Raw genomic sequence first — 23,530 nt, forward strand, 5'->3', positions numbered from 1 at the left:
ACTTGTTGTTGCTTCCAAAAAAGAAACCCTGCTTAACAGGGTTTCCTAAAATGCATGTTATTAATGCGCTAGTACCTTGCATATCTGCTAATATTAAGCAGGACCCCTATAGCCATTAGCATCAGTGTCAGGGAAGATCCCCCGTAGCTCAGAAATGGAAGCGTGATTCCCGTAACAGGCATCAAACCTGTTACAACCCCTATGTTGATCATTACCTGTATAGCCACCATCGCTATAATCCCAACAGCCAAAAAACTCCCATATAAATCAGGGGCGCCAAGAGCAATGCGGATGCCACGCCATAAAAGGAGGGCAAATAACAATATAACAAAAGATCCGCCAATAAACCCAAGCTCCTCAGCTAAAATGGCAAAAATAAAATCTGTCTGCGGTTCAGGAAGATAGAAAAACTTTTGTCTGCTCTGTCCCAGACCAAGGCCGAACAGCCCTCCAGGCCCAATTGCATATAAGGATTGGATAATCTGGAAACCGCTGCCCAGCGGATCCTCCCATGGGTCAAGAAAGGATGTTATCCTCTTTATTCTATAAGGGGCTGACAGAACCAGTGCCACAAATCCGGCCAAACCAGCAAGGGCAAACCAGACAAAGTGGCTGATTCTGGCCCCTGCAATGAAAATCATGACAACACAGGTCCCCACCATTACAGTTCCTGTCCCTAAATCAGGCTGCAGCATAATTAATCCAAATGCTAAAAACACCAACCCTAAAGATGGTACAAGGCCTTTTCGGAAAGAAGTGATCAGCTTTTGTTTTTCGGAGAGGAATTTTGCCATAAACACAATCATGGCAAGCTTCATAAACTCCGATGGCTGTATTGAAAATGCACCAACGCCAATCCAGCTCCTCGAACCGTTTCTCACGTTTCCTACACCCGGAACCAGCACCAGAAGCAAAAGCACAAAACAGATGATGATTAACACTTTTGCCCAAGTTCTCCATGTCCAATAATCCACATTCATAATAAAAAACATCGCAATAATTCCAACTCCGGCAAAAAGCAATTGCCTTTTCGCAAAAAAGAAAGAATCGTCAAATTTATAATCTGCCCAAACTGCACTGGCACTGTATACCATAGTCAATCCTACAGCAAGCAGCGTTAAGGTGACGATCATTAATATAAAATCGGGAGTGGTTTTTTTAGCCGGCAACGAAAACACCTCGAATGCAAGTTTTAGGGCTGTCAAAATAGAACAATATGCCCTGCCCAAATAAGCTTATCCACTTTCCGGCAGTCTTTTGTATCTATTTGAAGCTCTAAATGCCACGCGAGGAAGTTAAATGTCTTTGCTGAAAGTTTCTTAGTCCCGCAGACAAGCCCTTAACTAAGTTTATGCACCGCATCTATAAACATGTCTCCACGAACCTCAAAAGTTTTATACTGGTCCCAGCTTGCACAGGCAGGAGAAAGCAGAATCACATCTCCCGGGTCTGAAAGCCTGAAGGCTGCAGGTACGGCGTTTTCAACATTATCGACACGCTCTATTGTTTTTATTCCCGCCTCCATTGCTGCTTTTTCAATCTTTTCAGCAGTTTGGCCAAAGGTTACCAGAGCCTTTACCTTTTTAAGAGATGGAATGAGTTCATCAAAGCTATTTCCGCGGTCTAGGCCTCCTGCGAGAAGAAGAACAGGCTGATCAAATGCTGCGACCGCATTCTTCGTTGCAAGGATGTTCGTTGCTTTAGAATCATTATAAAATTTCCTGTTTTGGTATTTCCCAACATATTGCAGGCGATGCTTTACACCTGTAAACGAACCCAGAACCCGCCTGATGGCTTCATTCCCGACTCCTGTCAGCTTGGCAGCAGCCACTGAGGACAGGATATTCTCAAGGTTGTGCTCCCCTGGCAATGAAACTTCTTTTCTTTCGATCACTTGTTCATCATTAAAATAAATCCAGCCATCTTTCACATATGCACCTTCAGACAGCACTTTGGAAGTCGAAAAAGGAATGATCTGAGCCTTTGAGCGGGCAGCCGCTTCCAATACTTTATCCTGGTCGGCATTGACAATGAAATAATCCTGTTCAGTCTGATTCATCGTAATGTTTGCTTTGGCTGCATGGTATTCTTCTCTTGTGCCATGGTAATCCAAATGGGCATCATATAAATTGGTCAAAATGGCAATTCTCGGCCTGAAATCCCGAATCCCCATCAGTTGAAACGATGAAAGCTCAATCACGATATGGTTTTCTTCCGCGGCATCCTGGGCAACTTCGGAAGCTACTGTACCAATATTTCCAGCGATCAGCGGCATCTTGTTCCCTTCCTGAAGCATTTCAAACACAAGTGTTGTGGTTGTCGTTTTTCCGTTTGTACCAGTAATCGCAATAAAAGGAGCTTCAGAAACCTGGTAGGCAAGCTCCACTTCTGTAATAACCTGTATGCCCTTTTCAAGGGCTTCTCTTATCATTGGATTATGATATGGTATACCGGGGTTTTTTACGATCAGCTCAAACCCCTCTTCAAGGAGTTCAATGGGATGCCCGCCGCATATAACCGTAATCCCCTGCTCAAGCAGTCCTTGTGCTTCAGGATTCTCTGCAAGCGGCTTATAATCATTGACAGTCACAAATGCTCCTAGCTTATGTAAAAGGGAAGCTGCACTCACTCCGCTTTTCGCCAGTCCCAATACTAATATTTTCTTATGTCGATAGCTATTGATTTCTTTCACTTACACCCACACCTCAATATAAATTCCTAAGATTGCAAACAATAAACCAACCGTCCAGAACGTAACAACAACCCGCCATTCTGACCAGCCTACCAATTCATAATGATGGTGCAGCGGGCTCATACGGAAAATCCGTCTGCCGGTGGTTTTAAAAGAGGCAACTTGCAGAATAACGGATAAGGTTTCAATAACAAATACCCCGCCGATAATAATCAAAATGATTTCAAGCTTTGTCAGGATGGCTATGGTCGCAATAGCACCCCCAAGAGCCAGTGAACCTGTGTCTCCCATAAACACTTTTGCAGGATGGGCGTTAAAGACAAGGAAACCCAATACTGCTCCAACTACTGCTACAGAAAAAATGGATACTTCAAATTGGGATTGATTCCAAGCCAGTACTGCGAATGCTCCAAAAGCGATTGCGGCCGTCCCGGAGACAAGTCCATCAAGTCCATCTGTCAAATTGACAGCATTCGAGAATCCGACCAGCCAGAAAATAATAAATAAAACATATCCCCAGCCCAAATCAACCGAAATATCCGTCAGGGGAATATGGACTTCTGTTGATAAGTCATTCTGCTTATAAACAAAGTAAAAAATCACGGAAATAATAATCTGGCCCAGGAGCTTCTGCTTTGAAGTCAGGCCTAGATTACGCTTCAATACCACTTTTATAAAATCATCCAGAAAACCGAGGAGTCCAAACCCCAGGGTAACCAGAAGCAGTAAATATGTTTCTACTGCAGGCTGTGAAAATTTACCGGTCATAAATAAAGTGGTCACCGTGACCGAAAGAAGAATCATAATTCCGCCCATTGTCGGAGTACCTGTCTTCTTCATATGGGATTTCGGGCCTTCTTCACGGATGCTTTGCCCAAATTTCAACCTTCTCAGGAAGGGAATAAATATGGGAGACAGCAATACCGTAATTAAAAAACCTGCCAATATTGTGAAAAAAACAACTTGCTCCATCATACTTATCCCCTCCTTTCGCGTTTGTCATGACCCGCAGTTTCCGCTAATCTTGCTGCCATTACAGCAATATCATATGTCGTTTCTTTTTCTTTAAGACTTTCTTCATCCGAAATAAGGAAATTAGTTGTGTTCATCTTATCTTCTGCTTTACTTATTTTATTAATATATAAGTCCATGATATCCTTTAAACCTTTCGTTAAGTCGTTAGTATAAAAAATAGGGAAATGATTTGGAGTATATGGCGGCGTTTCGGCATTCTTATTCCAGATTGCAGCAACAGCCCCTCTTTCAATAGCTTCCTTCAGATTTCCTTCTTCCTCGTAAGGAATATAAATTCCTTTTGGCTGCAGGTAAGAAGAGGACGATGCCACGGTATGAAATTCCAGCTCATGATCCTTTATTCCTTTGACTGCTGGAAACAATTCCGCTAAATCCTGATACGTCAAATACATTTTATCGCTCCTCTATAGCCTCTTTTGCCACAAGACGGTCGTCAAAATCAAAAACATGGCTGCCTACAATCTGATAGGTCTCATGACCCTTTCCTGCTATTAAGATAACGTCTCCTGCACTGGCTTTTTTTACCGCATAGTAAATAGCTTCTTTTCGATCGACGATTATTTTATAACTTTCTTCTTTTACTCCCTCTTCCATATCCCTCAAGATTTGGATCGGGTCTTCACTTCTTGGATTGTCTGAAGTAAAGATTGGGTCTGTACTGTACTGGCATGCAATTTCAGCCATAAGCGGACGTTTGGATTTGTCTCTGTCTCCTCCGCAGCCTACGATGGCAAAAATGCGCTTCTGTGCAAATTGCTTTACTGTTTCCAGTGCATTTTTCAGGCTGTCCGGAGTATGTGAATAATCAACGATCACAGAAAAATCCTGGCCTGCATCTACGGTTTCAAATCTGCCGGCTACACCTTTAACTTCTTCTGCAGATTTAATGATTTGAGAGATTGAAATCCCTGCAGCGATACCTGCTCCAATACTGGCAAGGACGTTATAGATGCTGAACTTGCCTATCATTTTTAAAGAAACTTTATGCTTTCCAAATGGAGAGATTAAGTCAAATTCCGTACCGGCAGCAGTCATTTGAATATTAACGGCCCGCAGATTTGCTTCCTGATCAATTCCATAGGAAATGACATGAGCAGCCGTCGATTTTTCATATTCTGCAGAAGCAGGGTCATCTGAATTTAAAATGGCATACTTCGGTTCTCCATGATTATAGGCGCTTCCAAGCTGGGCAAACAGCAGTCCTTTTGCTCTTCTGTATTCATCCATCGTTTTATGATAATCCAGGTGATCCTGTGTCAGGTTCGTAAATACGGCTATATTAAAATCACAGCCATGAACACGGCCTTCAACAAGTGCATGAGAAGACACTTCCATTACAGCTGAATCCACACCGGCATCTGCCATTTTTCTAAATGTACTTTGCAGAGTCAGGCTTTCAGGAGTAGTATTTTTAACTTCAAAAGTTTCATCGGCAATCTTCGTATACATCGTGCCAATCAAGCCGGTCTTTCTTCCTGCGTCTGAAAGAATCTTTTCAATTAAATGACTTGTTGTTGTTTTGCCATTAGTCCCTGTTATGCCAATTAAATGAAGCTGTTTGCTCGGCTGTCCATAAAAAGCATCAGCCAGCACTGCCAGCGCCCTTTTTGTATTTTTAACTACTATAACCGGGATATCCAAATCCAGTTCTTTTTGTGCAATAACAGCTGCTGCACCTTTTTCGGCAGCAGAAGCTGCAAAATCATGGCCATCTACCGTATAGCCCTCAATGCATACAAACAGACTTCCAGGCAGAGCTTTCCGGTTATCGTTAACAATCGCTGTGATTTCAGGATTTTCACATTTATATGTCATATAAGGCTGTAAAAATCGCAGCAGTCTATGTAATTCCATCTTTACCATTCCTCTCATGTTAAAACAGAGCAAACTATTCCCTTTTTTAATGAAACTGGTCAAAATAAATAAATATAATCAAAACAACATTCTAAATGATGGCGATATATATTGTACAGGATAATTGCTTTTTTAGCTATTTTATATATAGAAGCAGAACCACGAAAGTATGTTACAGTTTCCTTACAAACAAAAAAAATTCAGGCGGCGCAGAGGAAGCCGCCCTCATTCCTTATCTTATTTATTATCAAAATACAGGCGGATCGTTGAACCTTCTTTTAATTTAATGCCCGGCTGAGGCGATTGTTTAACCACCGTATTCCCTGTCCCGCTGGCATCAATTTTCAGGTTAAGATATAGTTCCCCAAGGTCTTTCTTTGTCATACCTACCATATCAGGAACCTCAATCATTGGAGAATCCATCCATGTCAGCTCTTTTTCAATTTGATTTTTGCGGGGCTTTACACCCATCGCACGCAGGCTGTCACCCATTATTTCCCCTACAATCGGAGCAGCTACTACACCGCCAAATTGAACGGTTCCTTTTGGATTATCCACAGCCACATACACGACGAGTTGAGGATCATCAGCAGGTGCAAACCCTATGAATGATACGATATGGTTATTTTCCAGATACCGGCCATTTTGCGCTTTTTGTGCAGTCCCCGTTTTCCCCCCAACACGATATCCGTCAACGAACGCTTTTTTTCCTGACCCTTTTGCCACAACTGACTCAAGCGCTTTACGGATTTCATCAGATGTTTCCTTTGAAATTACTTTTCTTTTTGCATCAGGCGATTTTTTCATCAATACCTCACCTGTTGCTGGATTTATAAGCTCTTTTGCTATATAAGGCGTATATAAAGTTCCCCCATTAACTGCAGCTGAAATGGCTGCTACCTGCTGAATCGGAGTAACGGAAACCCCCTGACCAAAAGCAGTGGTTGCCTGCTCTACTGGACCAACCCGATCGAGATTAAACAGGATTCCTTTCCCCTCTCCCTGAAGGTCGATGCCGGTCTTTTCGCCGAACCCGAAGTCACGGATATATTTAAATAGTGACTCTTTGCCTAATCTTTCACCCAGCTCTACAAAGCCGGGATTACAAGAATTTTGTACTACTTCAAGATAAGTCTGACTGCCATGTCCGCCTTTTTTCCAGCATCTCAGTCTGGCACCGCCAACTTCAACAGAGCCCGGGTCGTGGAAATGATCCTTTTCCAAATTCACCTTCCCCTCTTCTAATGCAGCTGCCAGAGTAATGATTTTAAATGTGGAACCCGGCTCGTATGTACTCCATATCGGCAGATTACGGTTGTAGATCTCAGGAGGAACATTTTTAAAATTCGCCGGGTCAAAATCCGGTCTGCTGGACATCGCAAGAACCTCTCCATTATTTGGATTCATGGCAATCGCAATTATTCCATCAGGATTATATTCCGCCTGAGCTATATCAAGCTCCCTTTCTACAATAGTCTGTATCTTCGAATCGATAGTAAGCTTTAGATCCATTCCATCAACAGGCGGCTTATAATCATCCGCCATATCGTTCATGCGCTCTCCCTTTGCATTCGCATAAAACTTAACAGATCCCTTTTTCCCTTTTAGCTTTTCATCATAATATAACTCAAGGCCCATAAGACCCTGATTATCAATTCCGGCAAACCCCAGAACATGCGATAGGTAATTACCGAAAGGATAATGGCGTTTTGAATCTTCACCAATGTAAATTCCTTCAATACCCAATGCGCGGATTTCTTTCGCTTTTTCATGGGAAATCTTTCTGCCTTGAGGAATCTTCACACTAGATGCCCTTTTGGTGATAAGCTCGTAGGCTTTTTCCTTTGACATATTCAGTACTGCAGCCAATTTCTCTGCAGCATCTGCGGGATCTTTGATTTGTCTGGGTACAACATAGACAGTCGGAGCACTGACATTCGTAGCCAGCGGAACACCATTTCGGTCAACGATTTCTCCTCTTTCAGGTTCGAAGGGGATATCTCTGCTCCAGAGCTCCTTTGCGCCATCTGTAAGCATATTCCCTAAAAAAAACTGAACATATCCCAGACGCAAATCAATTATAAAAAAAACGAGAATACCAACAAACAACGCTGCAGTCAGCCGTTTTCGAACGGTTACATTTGAAACACGCATCTACGGACGAACCTCCTTAAATTATGGCTCGTTCCAATATATGCTTGTACCAAAACGAATAGAACGCACTGCCGCACATCCGGCAGTACGTTCCCAAATTAATCAAGCACTGCTTCCTCTTCTTCCTGCTGCTCTTCTGATTTGAGGTCTTCCTCATTATATTTCTCAGCAGGATGCTCTAGTTCAACTATTAAATAGTCACCATCCCTAAGTACAGAACCGGCTTTTAGATTTTGTTTCACCACATATCCGCTTCCAACAGTATTAAGCTTTAAGTCAGCAAGCTTCGCTACCTTCATGACGTCCCTTAGAGACCATCCAGACATATCAGGCACTGTTAATTCACCATCTGTCTTTAGAATCACTCGTTCGCCTTCAAGCAAATTGTACATATTGCCAGGGACCTGCCTTTGTATCTTGGTGCCCTTTCCCAGCACAATTGCTTCAAATCCGGACTTTTTTAAATATGCTTTTGCTTCCTCAACTGTTTTCCCTTCAACTTCAGGCGCATGTTCCGAGTTTGCCTTTAGTTTTTTTGCCGGTTCTATATTTAAATACTGCAGACTGCTTTTCATTACCGGTGTAAAAATCTTAGCAACAGGTTCTGCACCATTTGTACTGAGGTCTATTTCCGGCTGCTGGACCGCTACATAGATGATCAGTTCAGGATCATCTTTAGGAGCCATTCCTAAAAACGAGAAAATGAAATTTTCATGACCAGTTAAGTAGCCCCCGCCATTTGGATCGGGAATTTGGGCAGTCCCCGTTTTTCCGGCAACCTCGTAGCCTTCGATATTATACCTTTTATAACCTGTTCCTTTTTCAGAGGAAACAACTGTTTCCAGGATATCCCTAGTTTTCTTTGCCGTTTCTGCAGAAATGGGATTTCCATTCACCTTCGGCTTTGTTTTTTTCACGACTTCCTTTTTATCGCTATCAACAATGCTGCTGATTACATGCGGCTGCATCATTTTGCCGTCATTCGCGATGGCAGTGGCTGCCTGTATCTGCTGAATAGTCGTAATGGCCGAACCTTGTCCAAATCCCGTAGTCACCTTATCGAGCGGCCATTCATAAGCGATTTTCCCCCCCGTTTCATTCGGCAGGTCAATTCCCGTCGGATTTTCAAAACCGAACTTTGTTATATATTCCCTGTATTTTTCATACCCAAGTTTTTCTTTCACTATTTTGGCAAAAGCCACATTCGATGAACGCTGAACACCTTCAAGATAAGTAATCGATCCCCAGCCGCGTCCCTGATTATGGTCCCGTATAGCCGGTGAATTTTCGGTCACTTTATAACTCCCTGATTTATACCATTCATTCGGATCAAACTCACCCTCCTCAATGGCAGCAGCCAAAGTAAAAATCTTCATGGTTGATCCGGGTTCAAATGAGTTTTCAATCACTTCATTATGCCAGGTGTCTTCGATGCCTTCCTTTGTTTTAGGATGAAAGGACGGCCTCTGTCCCATAGCCAAAATTTCACCTGTTTTAGCATCAGCGACTACTGCAACCATTTTTTTCGGCTGATATTCCTCGTCTACTTTATTCATAGAATCTTCGAGAAAAGTCTGGATCTTCTTATCGATTGTAAGATACACATCTTTGCCATTTTGAGCAGGCTGGATTTTTTGATCTCCATTAGGGAGCAGATAGCCCCATATATCACTTTTATAGCTGAATTTCCCATCTTTTCCTGTGAGCACCTTATTTAAGCTCTGTTCGAGGCCCAACATCCCGACTGTATCAGTCCTATTGGTTTTTGATTTTTTCTTTTCAACATACCCGACTAAATGCGAAGCAAAGACCCCATTTGGATAAAACCGCTTGGAATCTGTTATGAATGTAATTCCGGGCAAATTCATATCTTCTATTTCTCTTTTTGTTTTTAATGGAAGATCGCGACCCTCTTTTCCAAATTCAACCTGGAATGGTTTATCTCCGTCTTTTGTTTTCTTTGTTAAAATCCTGTAAATCTCTGACTCTTCCAGGTCAATAGCTTTCGCAAGCGCGGCTGCTGTTTTTCCAGGGTCTTTCACATAATCAGGCTCCATGCTTTTGTCCAGTATTGCTACAAGCTTGTAAGAAATCGTATCCTCAGCAATGACCTCCCCATTCCGGTCATAAATGGAGCCCCTTTTTGCCTGTATGGTCTTTTCGCGTTCGTATTTCTGCTGAGCTTTAGCCGCAAGTGCGTGGCCTGCTGCCTCACCTGTTGCCTGAATAGAAACAAAGCGAAAAATTAATACAAAAAAGAGCAGGCTGAATATTAAAAATAATATCGCTGCTCCCAAATTGATATTTGGCTGTTTCTTCATTAATCTTCCACGACCTTAACATTTTTTCCGCTGAATGTGAGACCCATTGCTTCAGCTTTCGCTTTAATGCGTTCGTATGTACTTAATTCGCTCACTTGCATGCTAAGATCCGTATTCACTTTGGTCTGCGTTTGGATTGCTTCTTCTGTTTGCTGAATTTCTTTGTTTACTTCGTAAATTGCCGCCTGATTTGAAACCATTTGCACTGCACCAAAACAAACAATGCCAGTGAAAGCAAGTCCCAGTATTTTCTCACCGGGTGAAAGCCAGGACTTTTTTGTTTTTAATTTCTTTGGGACATTTACGGGCTGGGTTTGAACATCAAATTGTTTTTCTTCCTGTATTTTTCGGGCTAAATTGCTCATAATTCCCCTCCTGTATATTTTCTCTATTCAATTAAAGCTTTTCTGCTATTCTCAGCTTTGCGGACCTTGCTCGATTATTATGTTCCAGCTCTTCCTCTGAAGGCAGAATCGGCTTTCTGTTAATTAGCTTTAAGATTGGCTTATATTCATCTGGAATAATCGGTAGCCCAGGAGGCAGATTTGGTGTTTCGCTGGCTTTTTTTAAGGCAGCTTTACAAATTCGGTCCTCCAGTGAGTGAAACGTAATTACGCTGATTCTTCCCTTGGGATTTAATATGTCAATAGCCTGGTTCAGAGAATCTTCAAATACCCCTAGTTCATCATTAACAGCTATTCTGATTGCCTGAAAAACACGCTTGGCGGGATGTCCGCCTTTTCGCCTGGCAGGTGCAGGAATGGCCTCTTTAATAATTTCTACCAGCTGACCTGTTGTTTCTATTGGAGAAACTTCCCTTGCCGCTTCTATTTTCCTCGCAATTTGCTTTGAGAATTTCTCTTCTCCATACCTGAAGAAGATCTTCACAAGTTCACTATATTCCCAGCTGTTTACCACATCATAAGCGGAAATATCAGCACCTGTATCCATTCTCATATCAAGCGGCGCATCATTATGATAACTGAATCCTCTTTCAGGTGTATCCAGCTGAGGTGAAGAAACACCAAGATCATATAAAACACCATCAACTTTAGAGACACCAAGGATTTCAAGCTCTTCCTGAAGATACTTAAAATTACTTTTGATAATCGTGATTCTGTCACCATATTCAGCCAGTTTTTCTTTCGCGTGTGCAATTGCTGTGTCATCCTGGTCAAATGCGTATAGCTTTCCTTTTTCTGACAGCTGGGAAAGAATTAACTTACTGTGGCCTGCTCCGCCCAGCGTACAATCGACATACACACCATCTGGATGGATGTTTAAGCCTTCTACTGTTTCTTTTAATAGTACTGTTGTATGTTCAAACATTGTTGAATAAATCCACCTTTCCAATCAGAGAAGCACAAGACGCATGTAAGCATCCGGAGCTAACCAAGTATCTTTGTTTCAAGGGAAATTATATTACTAAAACATTCCCATTATATATCAAACCCAATCATATTTTCCGCAATATCAGCAAAAGATTCCTCTGATTCTGCAAAATAATCTTCCCAAAGATTCTTGCTCCATATCTCGATTCGATTGGAAACGCCCAGCACTACACATTCTTTTTCCAACTTTGCATATTGCAGAAGCGGGGAAGCAATATTTATTCTTCCTTGCTTATCTATTTCACATTCAGTGGCACCTGAAAAGAAAAAACGGGTAAAAGCACGGGCATCTTTTTTAGTAAGTGGAAGGCCTTTTAATTTCTCTTCAAGCTGCCTCCACTCATCCATGGGGTAACCAAACAAACATTGATCAAGCCCGCGTGTCAAAACAAATGTTTCACCCAGGTTATCACGAAACTTGGATGGCACGATGAGTCGGCCTTTGTTATCAACGTTGTGATGGAACTCACCCATAAACATACCCACTGCACCCACTTTCTAACTCAAATGTACCACAATCCCCCACTTTCCTCCACATGTTTTTAATTATTCTACCACTACATTAAAAATCCTGCTTCCCATAAGGTATTCACGCATTTTCCGTTCGTCTTTTTATTACATTTTCTTTAAACTCTTTACTGTTTTTTCACAAGGTCTTTAAAGGGGGAAATTCCAGGTGATAAAGAGGTTTCATCTTCTTATTCATATAAAAAAGGACCTTATCCGAATGGAAAAGGTCCTAAGAATAATGGCGAATATTAAATTTTTATGACTTTGTGTGTCCCATCAAAATCAAACGATAAATGGAGTAATTCTTCAAGAAAATCTTTCCCATATTTATTAAGGTAATACAGAATATTCCACACTCTCTCCTGAGGAATGCCACCCGGTCTCAGGGAGTTTTCAGCTTTTTCATATTTTTTTATGACCACATCATATTTTTGCTGTATGGATTTCTGTATTTTATTCTCCATGAAATCTATCTGCTTTAATAAAAGCTCTTCATTTTTCTTCAACAGTGGAAGCATGGCACTGACATCTTTTAATGTAAGCTCTTCAATAAGCTCATAATTTTGTTTTAACTGCTCTTTTGTTTTACGGAACTGGTCTTCTATGCTTGCATTTTTAGTACTCTCTAAATAAACTTCCTTCACTTCTTCTGTTCCTGAAATGAGCACAGACTGTAAATCAAGACCTAATTCGTCTAAATCACTTTCTACAAACCGTTCTAAAAAAGTTATATTTAAACGTGGCATAATAGGAGGCATTTTCATCCCAAACCATTCAAATGCCAATTTCAGTTCTGCCCAATAAGCAATTTCGCCAGGCCCGGCTATAAAGCCAAGAACCGGAAACAGGCATTCCTGAGTGATCGGTCTTGTCACCACATTATTGCTAAGTCTTTCCGGATGAGTTTCCGCCATCTCCAGAAGTTCATTCATGGTAAATTCATGGAAGCATTCTTTACCCGTAAATACCTTTTTATCCTGATTGAATTCCAGAAGAATCCTTTCTTTATGCTTTTCATCATAATAGAACAGGTTGGCAGCATTATCACTTAAATCAATGGCATTTGGAAATCCCGAATTCTCCAGGTTTTGCTGCTGGCTTTTCACACGGTTTGTGATTTCTTTAAAGCCTTTAATCTGTTTGCCGAAAATACTGCTTTCAAGTTTGCGGAGCCTTTGGTCACCCGAATCAACCAGAAGAAGCCCTGTTTCTTTAAATAGATGCATGATAATGCCTGCAAAGAAATCCACATACGTTTGGGAGTGCATAATTATTTCTTCTAATTCCAAAAGGAGATTTTTTGTATGCTCCGTCTCTCCAAAAGTTTCAATGATGTCTTCCACCCATGCCCTGCACTTTTTACCGTTCAAAGGAACATTTGATACCATTTTCTTCTCTAGGACCTTTTCAGGATAAGTCATTTTTTCCAATTTATTATTCTTCTCGATGAAAATGTGATTTACTTCCTGATAGTCATGATCCTCGCCAGCAATCCAGAAAACAGGTACCACTGGAATACCCAGCTTACTTTCCTGCTGTTTTGCAAGATGAATGATTGAGATGATTTTATGTATAGTATAAAGTGGTCCCGTCAAAATCCCTGCCTGCTGCCCTCCGATAATCACAGCACTATTTTCTTGCTTAAGCTTATTTAGCGAGTCATGAACTGCCGAGGAAGAAGGAAAACGATCCATAAACTCTCCAATATAATGAGAAAGTTCTTCTCTCATAAACGAACGGCCCTTCAGTTCAGCTAACCTTGCTTTATAATCAGAATCCGAATTATAACGATAGTGGAAAAACTGCATAAGTTCTTCTGTTTGTGCAATATAATCTGTTGCAAACCGGTTTGTTGCCGGTAATGAGAGATTAAGAATCTCCATTAATGAACTTCCTTTCTCATAGCTGATCAATTTTGATTTTCATCTTATGAGTATAGCATTGTCTTAATTGAAAAGAAAAAAACTTTGCTTACCTAAATGCTTCAATTCTAAATGTGAACCATATTGTTTACTAAGGTATGAAAACAACGGAAGTTACCCTTTGAACAAGACCGATTAGCATCAAGATGATATAAGCAGTTAAATAAAGCAGAAAATTAAATCTCCAGAATCCTTTAAATAAAATACGCATATTAATTTCATGCTTAATTCTCCAATGAATGATAATAAAAATGACAGCTGTAATGAGCAGGGATAGAATAATCATCCAGAGAAAAGATTTGTCCCAGATAACAATTATTAAATAGTGAACCGACAATATAAATAAAAACGTGCTTACATCCAAGGCAATATGTACAGATTTTTTATGTTTTTTTGTAATTTGTTTGCTGATAATAAAAACAGCCAGATACCCGAGCAGCGGTATAGTCACCAGTGTTGCAATCAAGCTTGAGAACACAGTGTTCAACTTACTTCCCCCTCTCCCTGCCTTTAATCTGACAATAAAGACTTTCTGTATACGGAGCAGATATCTTCTTCATTTCAGCTTCCTTAAGGATATAGCCTAAAATAGCATCTATCTCGGTTTCCCTGCCTTCTTCAATATCCTTAAGCATGGAGGATCTGTTCATCGCTGTTTCCTCACAAATACTTTTCACGTGGCTTAAAGCAGCTGTCTTATCAGTGATATCTAATATGGCACTAACTTCGTCAAACAACTTTAAAAATAGCTGATAATAATATTTATTCGAAAGCAGTTCACCATTTCTAACACGGAGAACTGCAGTAAGAGGGTTGATCAGACTGTTGACGATTAATTTTTGAATTAGCATTTCCAGATGATCTCCGAGGAAGGTAAATGGAAAAAAGCAAGATACCGAAATGGATATTTCCCTCAAAAAATCCAATTCTCCCTTTAATGCTGCCACTTTTGTGACTCCTATCCCAGTATGCAGCACCGTATCAGCCTCCGTTTTTAAAGCACCATGCTCAACGCTGCCCACAAAAAGGTTATCAGCTTCCAGCATTTCTGCCCACTTCAAGTGCCCCATCCCATTTTGCAGAAATAAAAATGATCCGGATTTGCAAGCATTCATCCTCATTAAATCTTTTGTCAATTCAGGAATACTGTATTGCTTAACCGCAATGATTGTTAAATCCTCTTCTCCCTTCCATTCACTAAAATGGCATGCTTTAACGCGGGTATTGAAGAGGATTCCATTTCTCCCGATTGTAAGTCCATTTTTTCGAAGCATATTCAGCTGATTGCTGTTTCTCACATAGATAAGCACATCATGATTTTCATTTAAGTAATGGGCAAACAGAAGGCCGACAGCGCCTCCTCCGATAATAGCTATTTTCATAACAGACTCCACCATTTTTACTTTTTAAACATATTTTAACAAAATAAGATAAATTCATGGGTAAAATGGAATATATTTTTAACATGAAATCTAATAGTTAATTCTTAATTCCATTTTTCATCAGTTAAATCCTTTAAAAAAATCCCTTTTTCGAAAATCGAAAAAGGGATTTTTAATGATGAGTATTATACCGGATAAACTGGATGTTTCCGGACGCTAAATGTTAGTTCTTTAGTCTCATAAAGAGTATATCGGTTAATTAAAACATTTCTTAAATCTGAAGGTGCAACAATATCGTCAACAATCAATTCAGAGGCAAGCTTGTAGATATCGATTGTTTCTTTATATTCCTGCTGTTTTTCCTGAACATACTTAATCTTTTCTTTTGGATCTTCAATCGCATTGATTTTATTGGAATAAACAGCATTTACTGCTGCTTCAGGTCCCATTACTGCAATTTGTGCTGTTGGCAATGCTATGCAGCAATCAGGCTCAAATGCCGGACCAGCCATTGCATACAATCCGGCTCCATATGCCTTTCTTACAACAACGGAGATTTTCGGAACTGTTGCAGAACTCATGGCAGCAATAAGTTTGGCACCATGACGGATAATTCCGGCTCTTTCAACCTTCGTTCCGATCATGAATCCAGGCACATCCGCCAGGAATAACAGCGGGATATGGAAAGCATCACAAAGCTGAATAAACTTCGCTGCTTTATCCGCAGAATCCACAAATAAAACGCCGCCTTTAACCTTTGGCTGGTTGGCAATAATTCCTACAGGCCTTCCTCCTATTCGGGCAAGTCCGGTAATCAGTTCCGCAGCGAAAAGCTTCTTAATTTCAAAAAAGCTGTCTTCATCAATTAAGGAATCAATACATTCATACATGTCAAATGGGGCATTTTGATTTTTTGGGATGATTTCTTCAAGGGCACGGCCGGATTTTGGCATGACATTTTCCAGTCTCCCAGGTTTTTCTTTAAAGCTTGCCGGGAAATATGCCAAATACCTTCTTGCTGACTCAATAGCCTCTTCTTCACTATAAGCAAGGACATCTCCACATCCGCTGACAGAACAATGCATGCGGGCGCCGCCCATTTCTTCCAGGGTAACCTTCTCTCCGATAACCTTTTCTGCCATTCTTGGTGATCCAAGATACATTGAAGCATTTTGATCTACCATAATCACAATATCACAAAATGCAGGTATATAAGCCCCGCCGGCGGCAGATGGTCCAAAAAGGAGGCAAATCTGCGGTATCATGCCTGAAAGCTTTACCTGATTGTAAAAAATTCTTCCTGCTCCGCGTCTATTCGGAAACATTTCAAGCTGATCGGTAATACGGGCACCGGCAGAGTCAACCAGGTATAGAATTGGAACTTTCAACTTCTCGGCTGTCTCCTGAATACGGATGATCTTTTCAACCGTCCTAGCACCCCAGGAGCCGGCCTTTACCGTTGAGTCATTCGCCATTACGCAAACAGTCTGGCCGTTGACCTTTCCAACTGCAGTAACTACTCCATCTGCAGGAAGGTCATTTTCCTGGCAGTTCGCAAATTTTCCATCTTCCTCATAGAATCCGTCATCAAACAAAAGTTCAAGCCTTCTTCTGACAAAAAGTTTGTTTTGTGCTTCGTTTTTTTCATGATATTTTGGATGTCCGCCCGCTTCTATTACACGGCTTCTTTCCTGGAGCGTCTCAGTTAATGTCTTTGCAGTAGTCATTCCCATCCTCCTCTAACATATATTTCGATATTACAAAACCTGAATCGTAAAGAGTTAAACGGAGCATCCGGGCGCAGAAAACAGCCCGATACCTCACTGAATATCCATGTCCCTTCCTGCTTATTCAAATACGACCAGTACATCGCCTTCGTTCACAAAATCTCCTATACTTACCTTTACTTCGGCCACTTTTCCAGCAGCTTCGCTTTCAACTGGAATTTCCATTTTCATGGATTCAAGCATTAGTACTTCCTGTCCGGCACTAACCTCCTGACCCGCTTCGACCAACACATTTAATACAGTACCTGCCATTGATGATGTAATTTCTTTCATTGTTATTTCCTCCTTTTAGTTAACGGCAAAAGCCTTCTGGGTTAGATAGGATGTAGAATAATTTCCATTACGGAAATCTTCATCTTTTAAAATCTCTTTAAATAATGGGGCATTCGTTTTAATACCTTCAATTTTCAGTCCACCAAAGAACTGCAGTGCATTTTTGATTGCTTCATCCCTTGATTGTCCATAAATAATGCATTTAGCGATCATAGGGTCATAAAATGGGCTGACTGCCGTATTTGAAGAGTATCCGTAATCTACTCGTACTCCCGGGAAATCTGCCCATTCAAATTTTGACAATTTCCCAGGAGAAGGCATGAAGCTTACAGGATCCTCTGCATAAAGCCTAAATTCAATCGAATGGCCCTGCTGCTCTATTCTGTTCTGTTCAAGAGGAAGCTTCTCCCCTCTTGCTGCAAGGAGCTGCCATTCAACAAGATCAAGTCCGGTTACTTGTTCAGTTACGGGATGCTCAACCTGAAGTCTTGTATTCATTTCAAGAAAATAAAAATTCTCCTGTTCATCTACAATGAACTCAATAGTACCGGCATTTTTATAATCGACTGCTCTGGCAGCAGTCAAAGCTGTATCATACATTTTTTGCTTTGTTTGATCTGAAAGGAAAGGAGATGGTGATTCCTCCACTACCTTCTGATGTCTCCTCTGTATTGAGCAATCTCTTTCAAATAAGTGGACGATATTCCCATGATGGTCACCAAATACCTGTATTTCAACATGTCTGGCCTTTTCTATATACTTTTCTACAAAAACCTCATCAGACCCAAAATAAGCTTTGGCACGGGACTTGGTTGAGGCAAAGGACTTAGCGAGCGCTTGCTCATTTTCACAGCGCACCATACCAATTCCTCCGCCTCCACCACTTGCCTTCAGCATGACTGGGTAACCCATATCATCAGCAAGTCTGCATGCTTCCTCGAGGGTGGAGGTTCCTTCTCCGCTCCCCGGGACAATCGGCACTCCTGCTTCCTTCATGGTTTTGCGGGATACAATTTTATCCCCCATCAATTCAATCGTTTCCGGATCCGGTCCAATAAAAGCAATCCCTGCATCAATTACCGCTCTTGCAAAGCCGGCGTTTTCCGACAAAAAACCATATCCCGGATGAATTCCATCCACCTTTTCCCTTTTGGCAATTTCTAGAATTGCATCTGTTTTCAAATAAGATTTATTGACAGGCGGTTCACCAATACGGAAAGCATATGTAGCTTCTTTAACAAAAGGCAGGTCTTTATCTGCATCAGAATATATGGCAATAGTTTCAATTTCCATTTCACGGCAGGTTTTAATGATTCTTAAAGCAATTTCTCCCCTGTTGGCAATCAGAATTTTTTGCACAATCTGGCCCCTTTCTACTCGTATTAATCCTGCAATAATATATATTTCTACAATCTTCTGCTAATTTCCTTCTATTTTTGTAAACGCTTTCTGATTTTTATAAAAAAACTAAAAATATATTAAGTTTTCCATATGTGCAGAATTTTTTGTTTACTTGTTATATAATAATAGACAAAGAAGAAACCTTTCAACTATAAAGGAAGGTATTATAAAGCGTTTACATCCACAGAAGTCCTACACACCGATGGCTAAGGGGGAGATTTTATGAACTATAAGGTTGAAAAATTAAAGGTAAATTATAAAACTCTGGAAGAGTTTAAGAAATTTAAAGAATATGGATTGCAGGAGCTTTCCATGCTTGAAGACCTTGAAGCTAATATTATCGAAAACGACAGCGAATCTCCATTTTATGGTATTTACTTTGGAGATAAACTTGTTGCACGCATGAGCCTTTACCAGATTGAAGCAAGATTCGACCGCTATTTCGAACCTGCACAGGATTATTTAGAGCTATGGAAGCTTGAAGTTTTGCCTGATTATCAAAACAAAGGTTATGGGCAATCACTTGTAGAATTTGCAAAAGGATTTGGACTTCCTATCAAAACAAATCCGCGTGTGAAATCAAAGGCTTTCTGGGAGAAAATGGGATTCGAGCCAGTCCATTATGATATGGAACGCGACCTGGGAGAGAATCCGCTTGCCTGGTTCCCGACTGGTGTTAAGGAACAAACTCATTAAGCAGCTGACTTCTGCTATAAATGCATAGAAATAAGCGGACAATTTAAGTCCGCTTATTTTTATTTACAATCGTCTATTTCTCAACCTTTTCAGGCTTTATTTCTGGATTTACAGTAAATTTCAAGTTTTTGTGACGGCTTCCGTCCTTAAGCCCAACAAGCTTTCTTGCACTTTCCATAATCTCTACAAGTGCTTTGTAATCCTGTTCCAGAGTATTTAATTCTTTAATTAATTTCTCATTTTCCGCAGCCAGGTAATACATTTGCTTCTCCAGCTCCTGAATGCGTTTCAAAGCACCGGGATCTTCTGCAGATACAGGCTTCTGAGCTTTCTCATATAAAGATTTCAGAAAGCCGGCTAATTCATCAAACTCGATTTCCCTACTAATTGCCTGCACTGTGTTTTCGCTTTTATCCGCCTTTCCCTCAGGAACTGCATGATAATCCTTTTCACTTCCAGCAGCATGCGGGCTTTTCTTCATTTCTTTTCTCTGCTTTTTTGCCAATTCAATACCTGATTTATATTGTTTTCTTACATAAGAATTCCAGCGAAATCCGCAGGCAGCCGCTGTTCTGCTTAACTGTTTGCCAACTTCTTCAAATGCCTGCAGCTGAGTTCCTCCTTCACGTATATGACGGAGCACAACTTCTGCAAGAAGTAAATCTTCATCTTGAGACCAAGCATCCTGACGGGTTGAAGACATCAGTGTATCCCTCCTAGTGTTTTTCTTTATACATATGCCAATGCTAGAAAAGATAGACTGATATCATATTATAAAATGCAACTTTATTCATCCCCATAAAGAATACACTTATGACTTATTCAGAAAGCTGTCAACTTTGGCATGGTGTGCTTCTTCCTCCCATAAAACAGAACAGCGGCGGACTTCCTGGTCAATTCTCTCTTCTAAGCCTGCTTTCTCCCACTTATTTACAAGAAGATCTTTATAAGCTTCCAATACCTCACTCTCAAGTCTAAGCATTCTTTCCAGAAAACGCAGACATCCATCGGTTGAATCCCCCTGAAAGACTGAATGTACAAAACCTAATTCTTTTAATTCCTCTTCATTATATAACTTTGCTTCCATCAGCATTCTCATGGCATTGGCAGGAAGCATCTTTTCCATAATAATGGAACCGCCTCCCCAGCCGGTTGTTATGGCTAAAGTCCCCTGAACGAAACCTGCTTTTATTCCTGTTTTAGCAATTCTGTAATCACATGCAGCAGCCAGTTCACAGCCACCGCCGACAGCTGTTCCATTCAATATTGTAATAGTTGGTTTACGCAAGAATAGTAATTTTTTTAAAAGAGCAGCCATTCTGCTTAGCATTCCTAAAGCTTCATTTTCTGTCTTTAAACTGTGAAAGGAAGATAGGTCCCCTCCTGAGCAAAAAGCCTGGTCTCCCTCACCAGTAATCGCGAGCGCCTTAACTGATTTCTTGCCAGCCATATGTACTGCGATCTCCAGACCATCCATAACCTCATAGTTTACGGCATTTCTTTTTTCAGGTCTGTTAATCCTGAAAATTAACAGGCCATTCTCATATTCTTCAATTATGTAGGGTTTCATGGCTACCTCCAAAATTTTCGATTAAACTATTTTTAATATTAGCAAAAATAGGGATAGCTTTAAACTTATAATATATAAATCGATCCTTTAAAACGACAAAAGAGGCTGGGACAGAACTAAATTGTCCGTTGTTAAAGCCGAATGATTTCTATTTTAAAAAGTAATAAAAATAAAAAAAACGAACTATTACGAAACTCTAAATCAGAATTTCGAATAATAGTTCGTTTTTTTCTTTGGTCGAAATGCTTTTGTCCCAGCCCCTTTGTATCTAAAGGATTAGTCGTTAACTACTTCTTTTCCTTTGTAAGTTCCGCAAGCTTTGCAAACGCGGTGAGCAAGTTTCATTTCACCACAGTTTGGGCATTCTACCATACCAGGAACCTGTAATTTAAAATGGGTACGACGTTTTCTCTTCGCAGTTTTAGATGTTCTTCTAAAAGGTACAGCCATTCTTCCCACCTCCTTAAAGAGTATTAGAGGATGTCCATAGGAATTGGACAAACCCATTAAGAAAGTTATGAAGGCCAGAGCAAGCTGGTGTCTTCAAGTGCTTCTTGTTTTTCTTCCGTTATGAATCGGAAGAAGGATCATTCTGATCAAAAAATTGAGCAAGTCCGGCAAGACGAGGATCTACTTTATCCTGTTTATCCTGCTCATGAATGACCTCCCAATCCTTACCGGATTGCGGAGCTCCCTCTTCACTGCTGTCTTCGCAGAAAACTTGCATTGGGACTTCTAGTAAAAGGATCTCATGAAGGATCGGATTTAAATCAATCACATCCCCTTTTACCTGGTGAACTTCCTCTTCAGTCTCATAATCAGGACCTTTTAATAAGAAAGTTTCAGTTGTTTCAACATTAATTGGATAATTTACGTCAACTAAAGTACGAGAACAAGGCAGTATTAAATGACCCTTTATAGTTAAATGAAAAGTCACTTTGGCAGAATCTGTATCCGCACGGCCAGTCACATGCATTGGTGATGCACCGCGTATTTCCGGATTCAATTTCATGACCTCATCAGCATTGACAATTTCATCAATGGGAAAGTCCTTGCTTCGATATTTTTGTAACTGACTTAAAGTCCATTTCATACGAATCACCCCAAGGCAACAAAGGTAATTATAGCCTTCCTATAATTATTTGTCAATATTTTTTCTTTACACTATAATGTAGCTATTATCATACTATTGAAGGCTTCTTTAGTAAAAAGTTTTTTTGCGGATTCAGAGATTTTGGTTATTGGGTAATGCTCTCCCGCTTTTCTTATAATACTTTTTCCAATACATATCTTTTTAAACCTTTTTGAGGAGTATGTCAATATGAAAGCAACAGGTGTAATTGTAGAATATAATCCTTTTCATAATGGCCATGCCTTCCATTTGGAGCAGGCCAAAAATATTTCAGGTGCAGAAACCATAATTGCGGTCATGAGCGGAAACTTTCTGCAGCGAGGAGAACCTGCGTTAGTTTCAAAATGGAAACGGGCTGAAATGGCATTAAAGGCTGGTGCAGATATTATCTTTGAACTTCCTTACCAGTTTGCCGTGCAGCAGGCAGATATTTTCGCAAGCGGAGCCGTATCCATTCTCGATGCAGCCGGCTGCAGCAGCTTATGCTTCGGGAGTGAATCCGGCAATATGGAAAGCTTTCACCAGACGCTGTCATTTCTCGGAAATCATCAGACTGTCTACCAGGAAAAGCTCAGAGTACACCTGGATGCAGGAGTCAGCTATCCAAAAGCAGCATCCATGGCATTCCTTGACTTGAATCCTGAGGATGAATTGGTTGACCTTTCAAAACCGAATAACATTCTTGGTTTTCAATATCTAAATTCCGCCCGCAGGATCAATTCATCTATGCAGCTTTTTACAGTTGCAAGAAAAAGCGCTGGATATCATGATGAACAATTTTCTTCCGAATCTATTGCTAGTGCAACAAGCATAAGAAAAACACTTTTTAGCGAGAGTGGAGAAATCGAATCCATTCGCCAGTATGTTCCTGAAACTACATATCAGGGTTTACTTCAATATAAAAGAGAGTATGGTACGTTTCATCAATGGGAACAATATTGGCCCTTTTTAAAATTCCGCCTGATCCATCTACAGCCTGAACTGTTAAGATGCATTTATGAAATGGAAGAAGGCCTGGAGCATAGGTTTTTATCAGCAGCAGTTCAGGCAGAAAGCTTTCAGCAGTTCATGGAAAAGATTAAAACAAAGAGGTACACATGGACAAGACTTCAGCGGGCTTGTGTACACATCCTTACAAATACGGAAAAAACAGAGATGCCCAATAAACCATTAAAAGCGGAATATCTTCGTCTTTTAGGGATGTCCAGAAATGGCAGGAAGTATTTAAACATGCATAAGTCTGACTTAAAGCTTCCCCTGATATCAAGAATTTCATCGCATGCTGCACAACAGCTGCATCTGGATATTAAAGCCTCCCGAGTATATGCAATGGGCATTCAGGCTGCTGAGGACCGAAGTCTTCTGCAGCAGGAATTTAATCAGCCTCCTATTATCGTTGACTAAATCTGT

22 protein-coding genes are annotated in these 23,530 nt (G+C 40.6%); 2 read left to right on the plus strand and 20 right to left on the minus strand.

Annotated features, from left to right (window positions below; genetic code table 11):
• Positions 1-68: 68 nt before the first annotated feature.
• The 16 genes from spoVE to M3205_RS10495 form a co-directional block, all read right to left on the minus strand.
• The gene (spoVE, locus tag M3205_RS10420) at positions 69-1,169 is read right to left on the minus strand and encodes a stage V sporulation protein E (protein ID WP_251169846.1); all 1,101 of its coding nucleotides are present in this window, start codon (positions 1,167-1,169) and stop codon (positions 69-71) included.
• 170 nt (positions 1,170-1,339) lie between these two features.
• Complete coding sequence (gene murD, locus M3205_RS10425) at positions 1,340-2,692, minus strand: UDP-N-acetylmuramoyl-L-alanine--D-glutamate ligase (protein ID WP_251169847.1); 1,353 nt, start codon at positions 2,690-2,692, stop codon at positions 1,340-1,342.
• A complete protein-coding gene (mraY, locus tag M3205_RS10430) occupies positions 2,693-3,667 on the minus strand; it encodes a phospho-N-acetylmuramoyl-pentapeptide-transferase (protein WP_251169848.1) in 975 nt (324 codons plus the stop codon).
• 2 nt (positions 3,668-3,669) lie between these two features.
• Complete coding sequence (locus tag M3205_RS10435; RefSeq protein ID WP_251169849.1) at positions 3,670-4,119, minus strand: hypothetical protein; 450 nt, start codon at positions 4,117-4,119, stop codon at positions 3,670-3,672.
• Position 4,120: 1 nt separating this feature from the next.
• A complete protein-coding gene (locus tag M3205_RS10440; protein ID WP_251169850.1) occupies positions 4,121-5,581 on the minus strand; it encodes a UDP-N-acetylmuramoyl-L-alanyl-D-glutamate--2,6-diaminopimelate ligase in 1,461 nt (486 codons plus the stop codon).
• 237 nt (positions 5,582-5,818) lie between these two features.
• Positions 5,819-7,735, minus strand: coding sequence for a stage V sporulation protein D (locus tag M3205_RS10445; RefSeq protein ID WP_251169851.1), 1,917 nt, complete (start codon positions 7,733-7,735; stop codon positions 5,819-5,821).
• 98 nt (positions 7,736-7,833) lie between these two features.
• Positions 7,834-10,056, minus strand: a complete 2,223-nt coding sequence (locus tag M3205_RS10450) for a penicillin-binding protein (RefSeq protein WP_251169852.1) — start codon at positions 10,054-10,056, stop codon at positions 7,834-7,836.
• Positions 10,056-10,421: a cell division protein FtsL gene (gene ftsL, locus M3205_RS10455; RefSeq protein WP_251169853.1), complete on the minus strand. Its 366-nt coding sequence runs from the start codon at positions 10,419-10,421 to the stop codon at positions 10,056-10,058. Before ftsL ends, M3205_RS10450 begins: the two co-directional genes overlap by 1 nt.
• A gap of 31 nt (positions 10,422-10,452) precedes the next feature.
• Positions 10,453-11,385 carry a 16S rRNA (cytosine(1402)-N(4))-methyltransferase RsmH gene (rsmH, locus tag M3205_RS10460; protein ID WP_251169854.1) on the minus strand — a complete coding sequence of 311 codons (933 nt, stop codon included), beginning with the start codon at positions 11,383-11,385 and terminating at the stop codon, positions 10,453-10,455.
• A gap of 110 nt (positions 11,386-11,495) precedes the next feature.
• Positions 11,496-11,927, minus strand: a complete 432-nt coding sequence (gene mraZ, locus M3205_RS10465) for a division/cell wall cluster transcriptional repressor MraZ (protein ID WP_009330903.1) — start codon at positions 11,925-11,927, stop codon at positions 11,496-11,498.
• A gap of 278 nt (positions 11,928-12,205) precedes the next feature.
• Positions 12,206-13,840, minus strand: coding sequence for a bacillithiol biosynthesis cysteine-adding enzyme BshC (gene bshC / locus M3205_RS10470; protein WP_251169855.1), 1,635 nt, complete (start codon positions 13,838-13,840; stop codon positions 12,206-12,208).
• A 130-nt stretch (positions 13,841-13,970) separates the two neighbouring features.
• Entirely contained in the window at positions 13,971-14,357 is a 387-nt protein-coding gene (locus tag M3205_RS10475; protein WP_311315724.1) for a DUF3397 domain-containing protein, read from the minus strand.
• 10 nt (positions 14,358-14,367) lie between these two features.
• The gene (locus M3205_RS10480) at positions 14,368-15,261 is read right to left on the minus strand and encodes a 2-dehydropantoate 2-reductase (RefSeq protein ID WP_251169856.1); all 894 of its coding nucleotides are present in this window, start codon (positions 15,259-15,261) and stop codon (positions 14,368-14,370) included.
• 185 nt (positions 15,262-15,446) lie between these two features.
• Complete coding sequence (locus tag M3205_RS10485; protein WP_251169857.1) at positions 15,447-16,988, minus strand: acyl-CoA carboxylase subunit beta; 1,542 nt, start codon at positions 16,986-16,988, stop codon at positions 15,447-15,449.
• Between the two features lie 120 nt (positions 16,989-17,108).
• A complete protein-coding gene (locus M3205_RS10490) occupies positions 17,109-17,321 on the minus strand; it encodes a biotin/lipoyl-binding carrier protein (RefSeq protein WP_251169858.1) in 213 nt (70 codons plus the stop codon).
• Between the two features lie 15 nt (positions 17,322-17,336).
• Entirely contained in the window at positions 17,337-18,680 is a 1,344-nt protein-coding gene (locus M3205_RS10495) for an acetyl-CoA carboxylase biotin carboxylase subunit (protein WP_251169859.1), read from the minus strand.
• A 264-nt stretch (positions 18,681-18,944) separates the two neighbouring features.
• Between M3205_RS10495 and M3205_RS10500 the strand changes: the two genes are divergently transcribed.
• A complete protein-coding gene (locus M3205_RS10500) occupies positions 18,945-19,418 on the plus strand; it encodes an N-acetyltransferase (RefSeq protein WP_251169860.1) in 474 nt (157 codons plus the stop codon).
• Positions 19,419-19,491: 73 nt separating this feature from the next.
• Here M3205_RS10500 and M3205_RS10505 read toward each other — a convergent pair whose 3' ends face one another.
• The 4 genes from M3205_RS10505 to M3205_RS10520 form a co-directional block, all read right to left on the minus strand.
• Positions 19,492-20,121 carry an RsfA family transcriptional regulator gene (locus M3205_RS10505; RefSeq protein WP_251169861.1) on the minus strand — a complete coding sequence of 210 codons (630 nt, stop codon included), beginning with the start codon at positions 20,119-20,121 and terminating at the stop codon, positions 19,492-19,494.
• Positions 20,122-20,229: 108 nt separating this feature from the next.
• Positions 20,230-20,988: an enoyl-CoA hydratase/isomerase family protein gene (locus tag M3205_RS10510; RefSeq protein WP_251169862.1), complete on the minus strand. Its 759-nt coding sequence runs from the start codon at positions 20,986-20,988 to the stop codon at positions 20,230-20,232.
• A 276-nt stretch (positions 20,989-21,264) separates the two neighbouring features.
• The gene (gene rpmF / locus M3205_RS10515; protein WP_009791160.1) at positions 21,265-21,438 is read right to left on the minus strand and encodes a 50S ribosomal protein L32; all 174 of its coding nucleotides are present in this window, start codon (positions 21,436-21,438) and stop codon (positions 21,265-21,267) included.
• A gap of 118 nt (positions 21,439-21,556) precedes the next feature.
• Complete coding sequence (locus tag M3205_RS10520; RefSeq protein ID WP_095244131.1) at positions 21,557-22,081, minus strand: YceD family protein; 525 nt, start codon at positions 22,079-22,081, stop codon at positions 21,557-21,559.
• A 228-nt stretch (positions 22,082-22,309) separates the two neighbouring features.
• On the opposite strand from M3205_RS10520, the gene M3205_RS10525 reads away from it, so the two are divergent.
• Positions 22,310-23,524 (plus strand): nucleotidyltransferase, encoded by a 1,215-nt coding sequence (locus M3205_RS10525; RefSeq protein WP_251169863.1) that lies wholly within the window; start codon positions 22,310-22,312, stop codon positions 23,522-23,524.
• Positions 23,525-23,530 lie beyond the last annotated feature (6 nt).

The sequence above is a fragment of the Cytobacillus firmus genome (assembly GCF_023715565.1).
Classification (GTDB): Bacteria; Bacillota; Bacilli; order Bacillales; family Cytobacillaceae; genus Cytobacillus; species Cytobacillus firmus_C.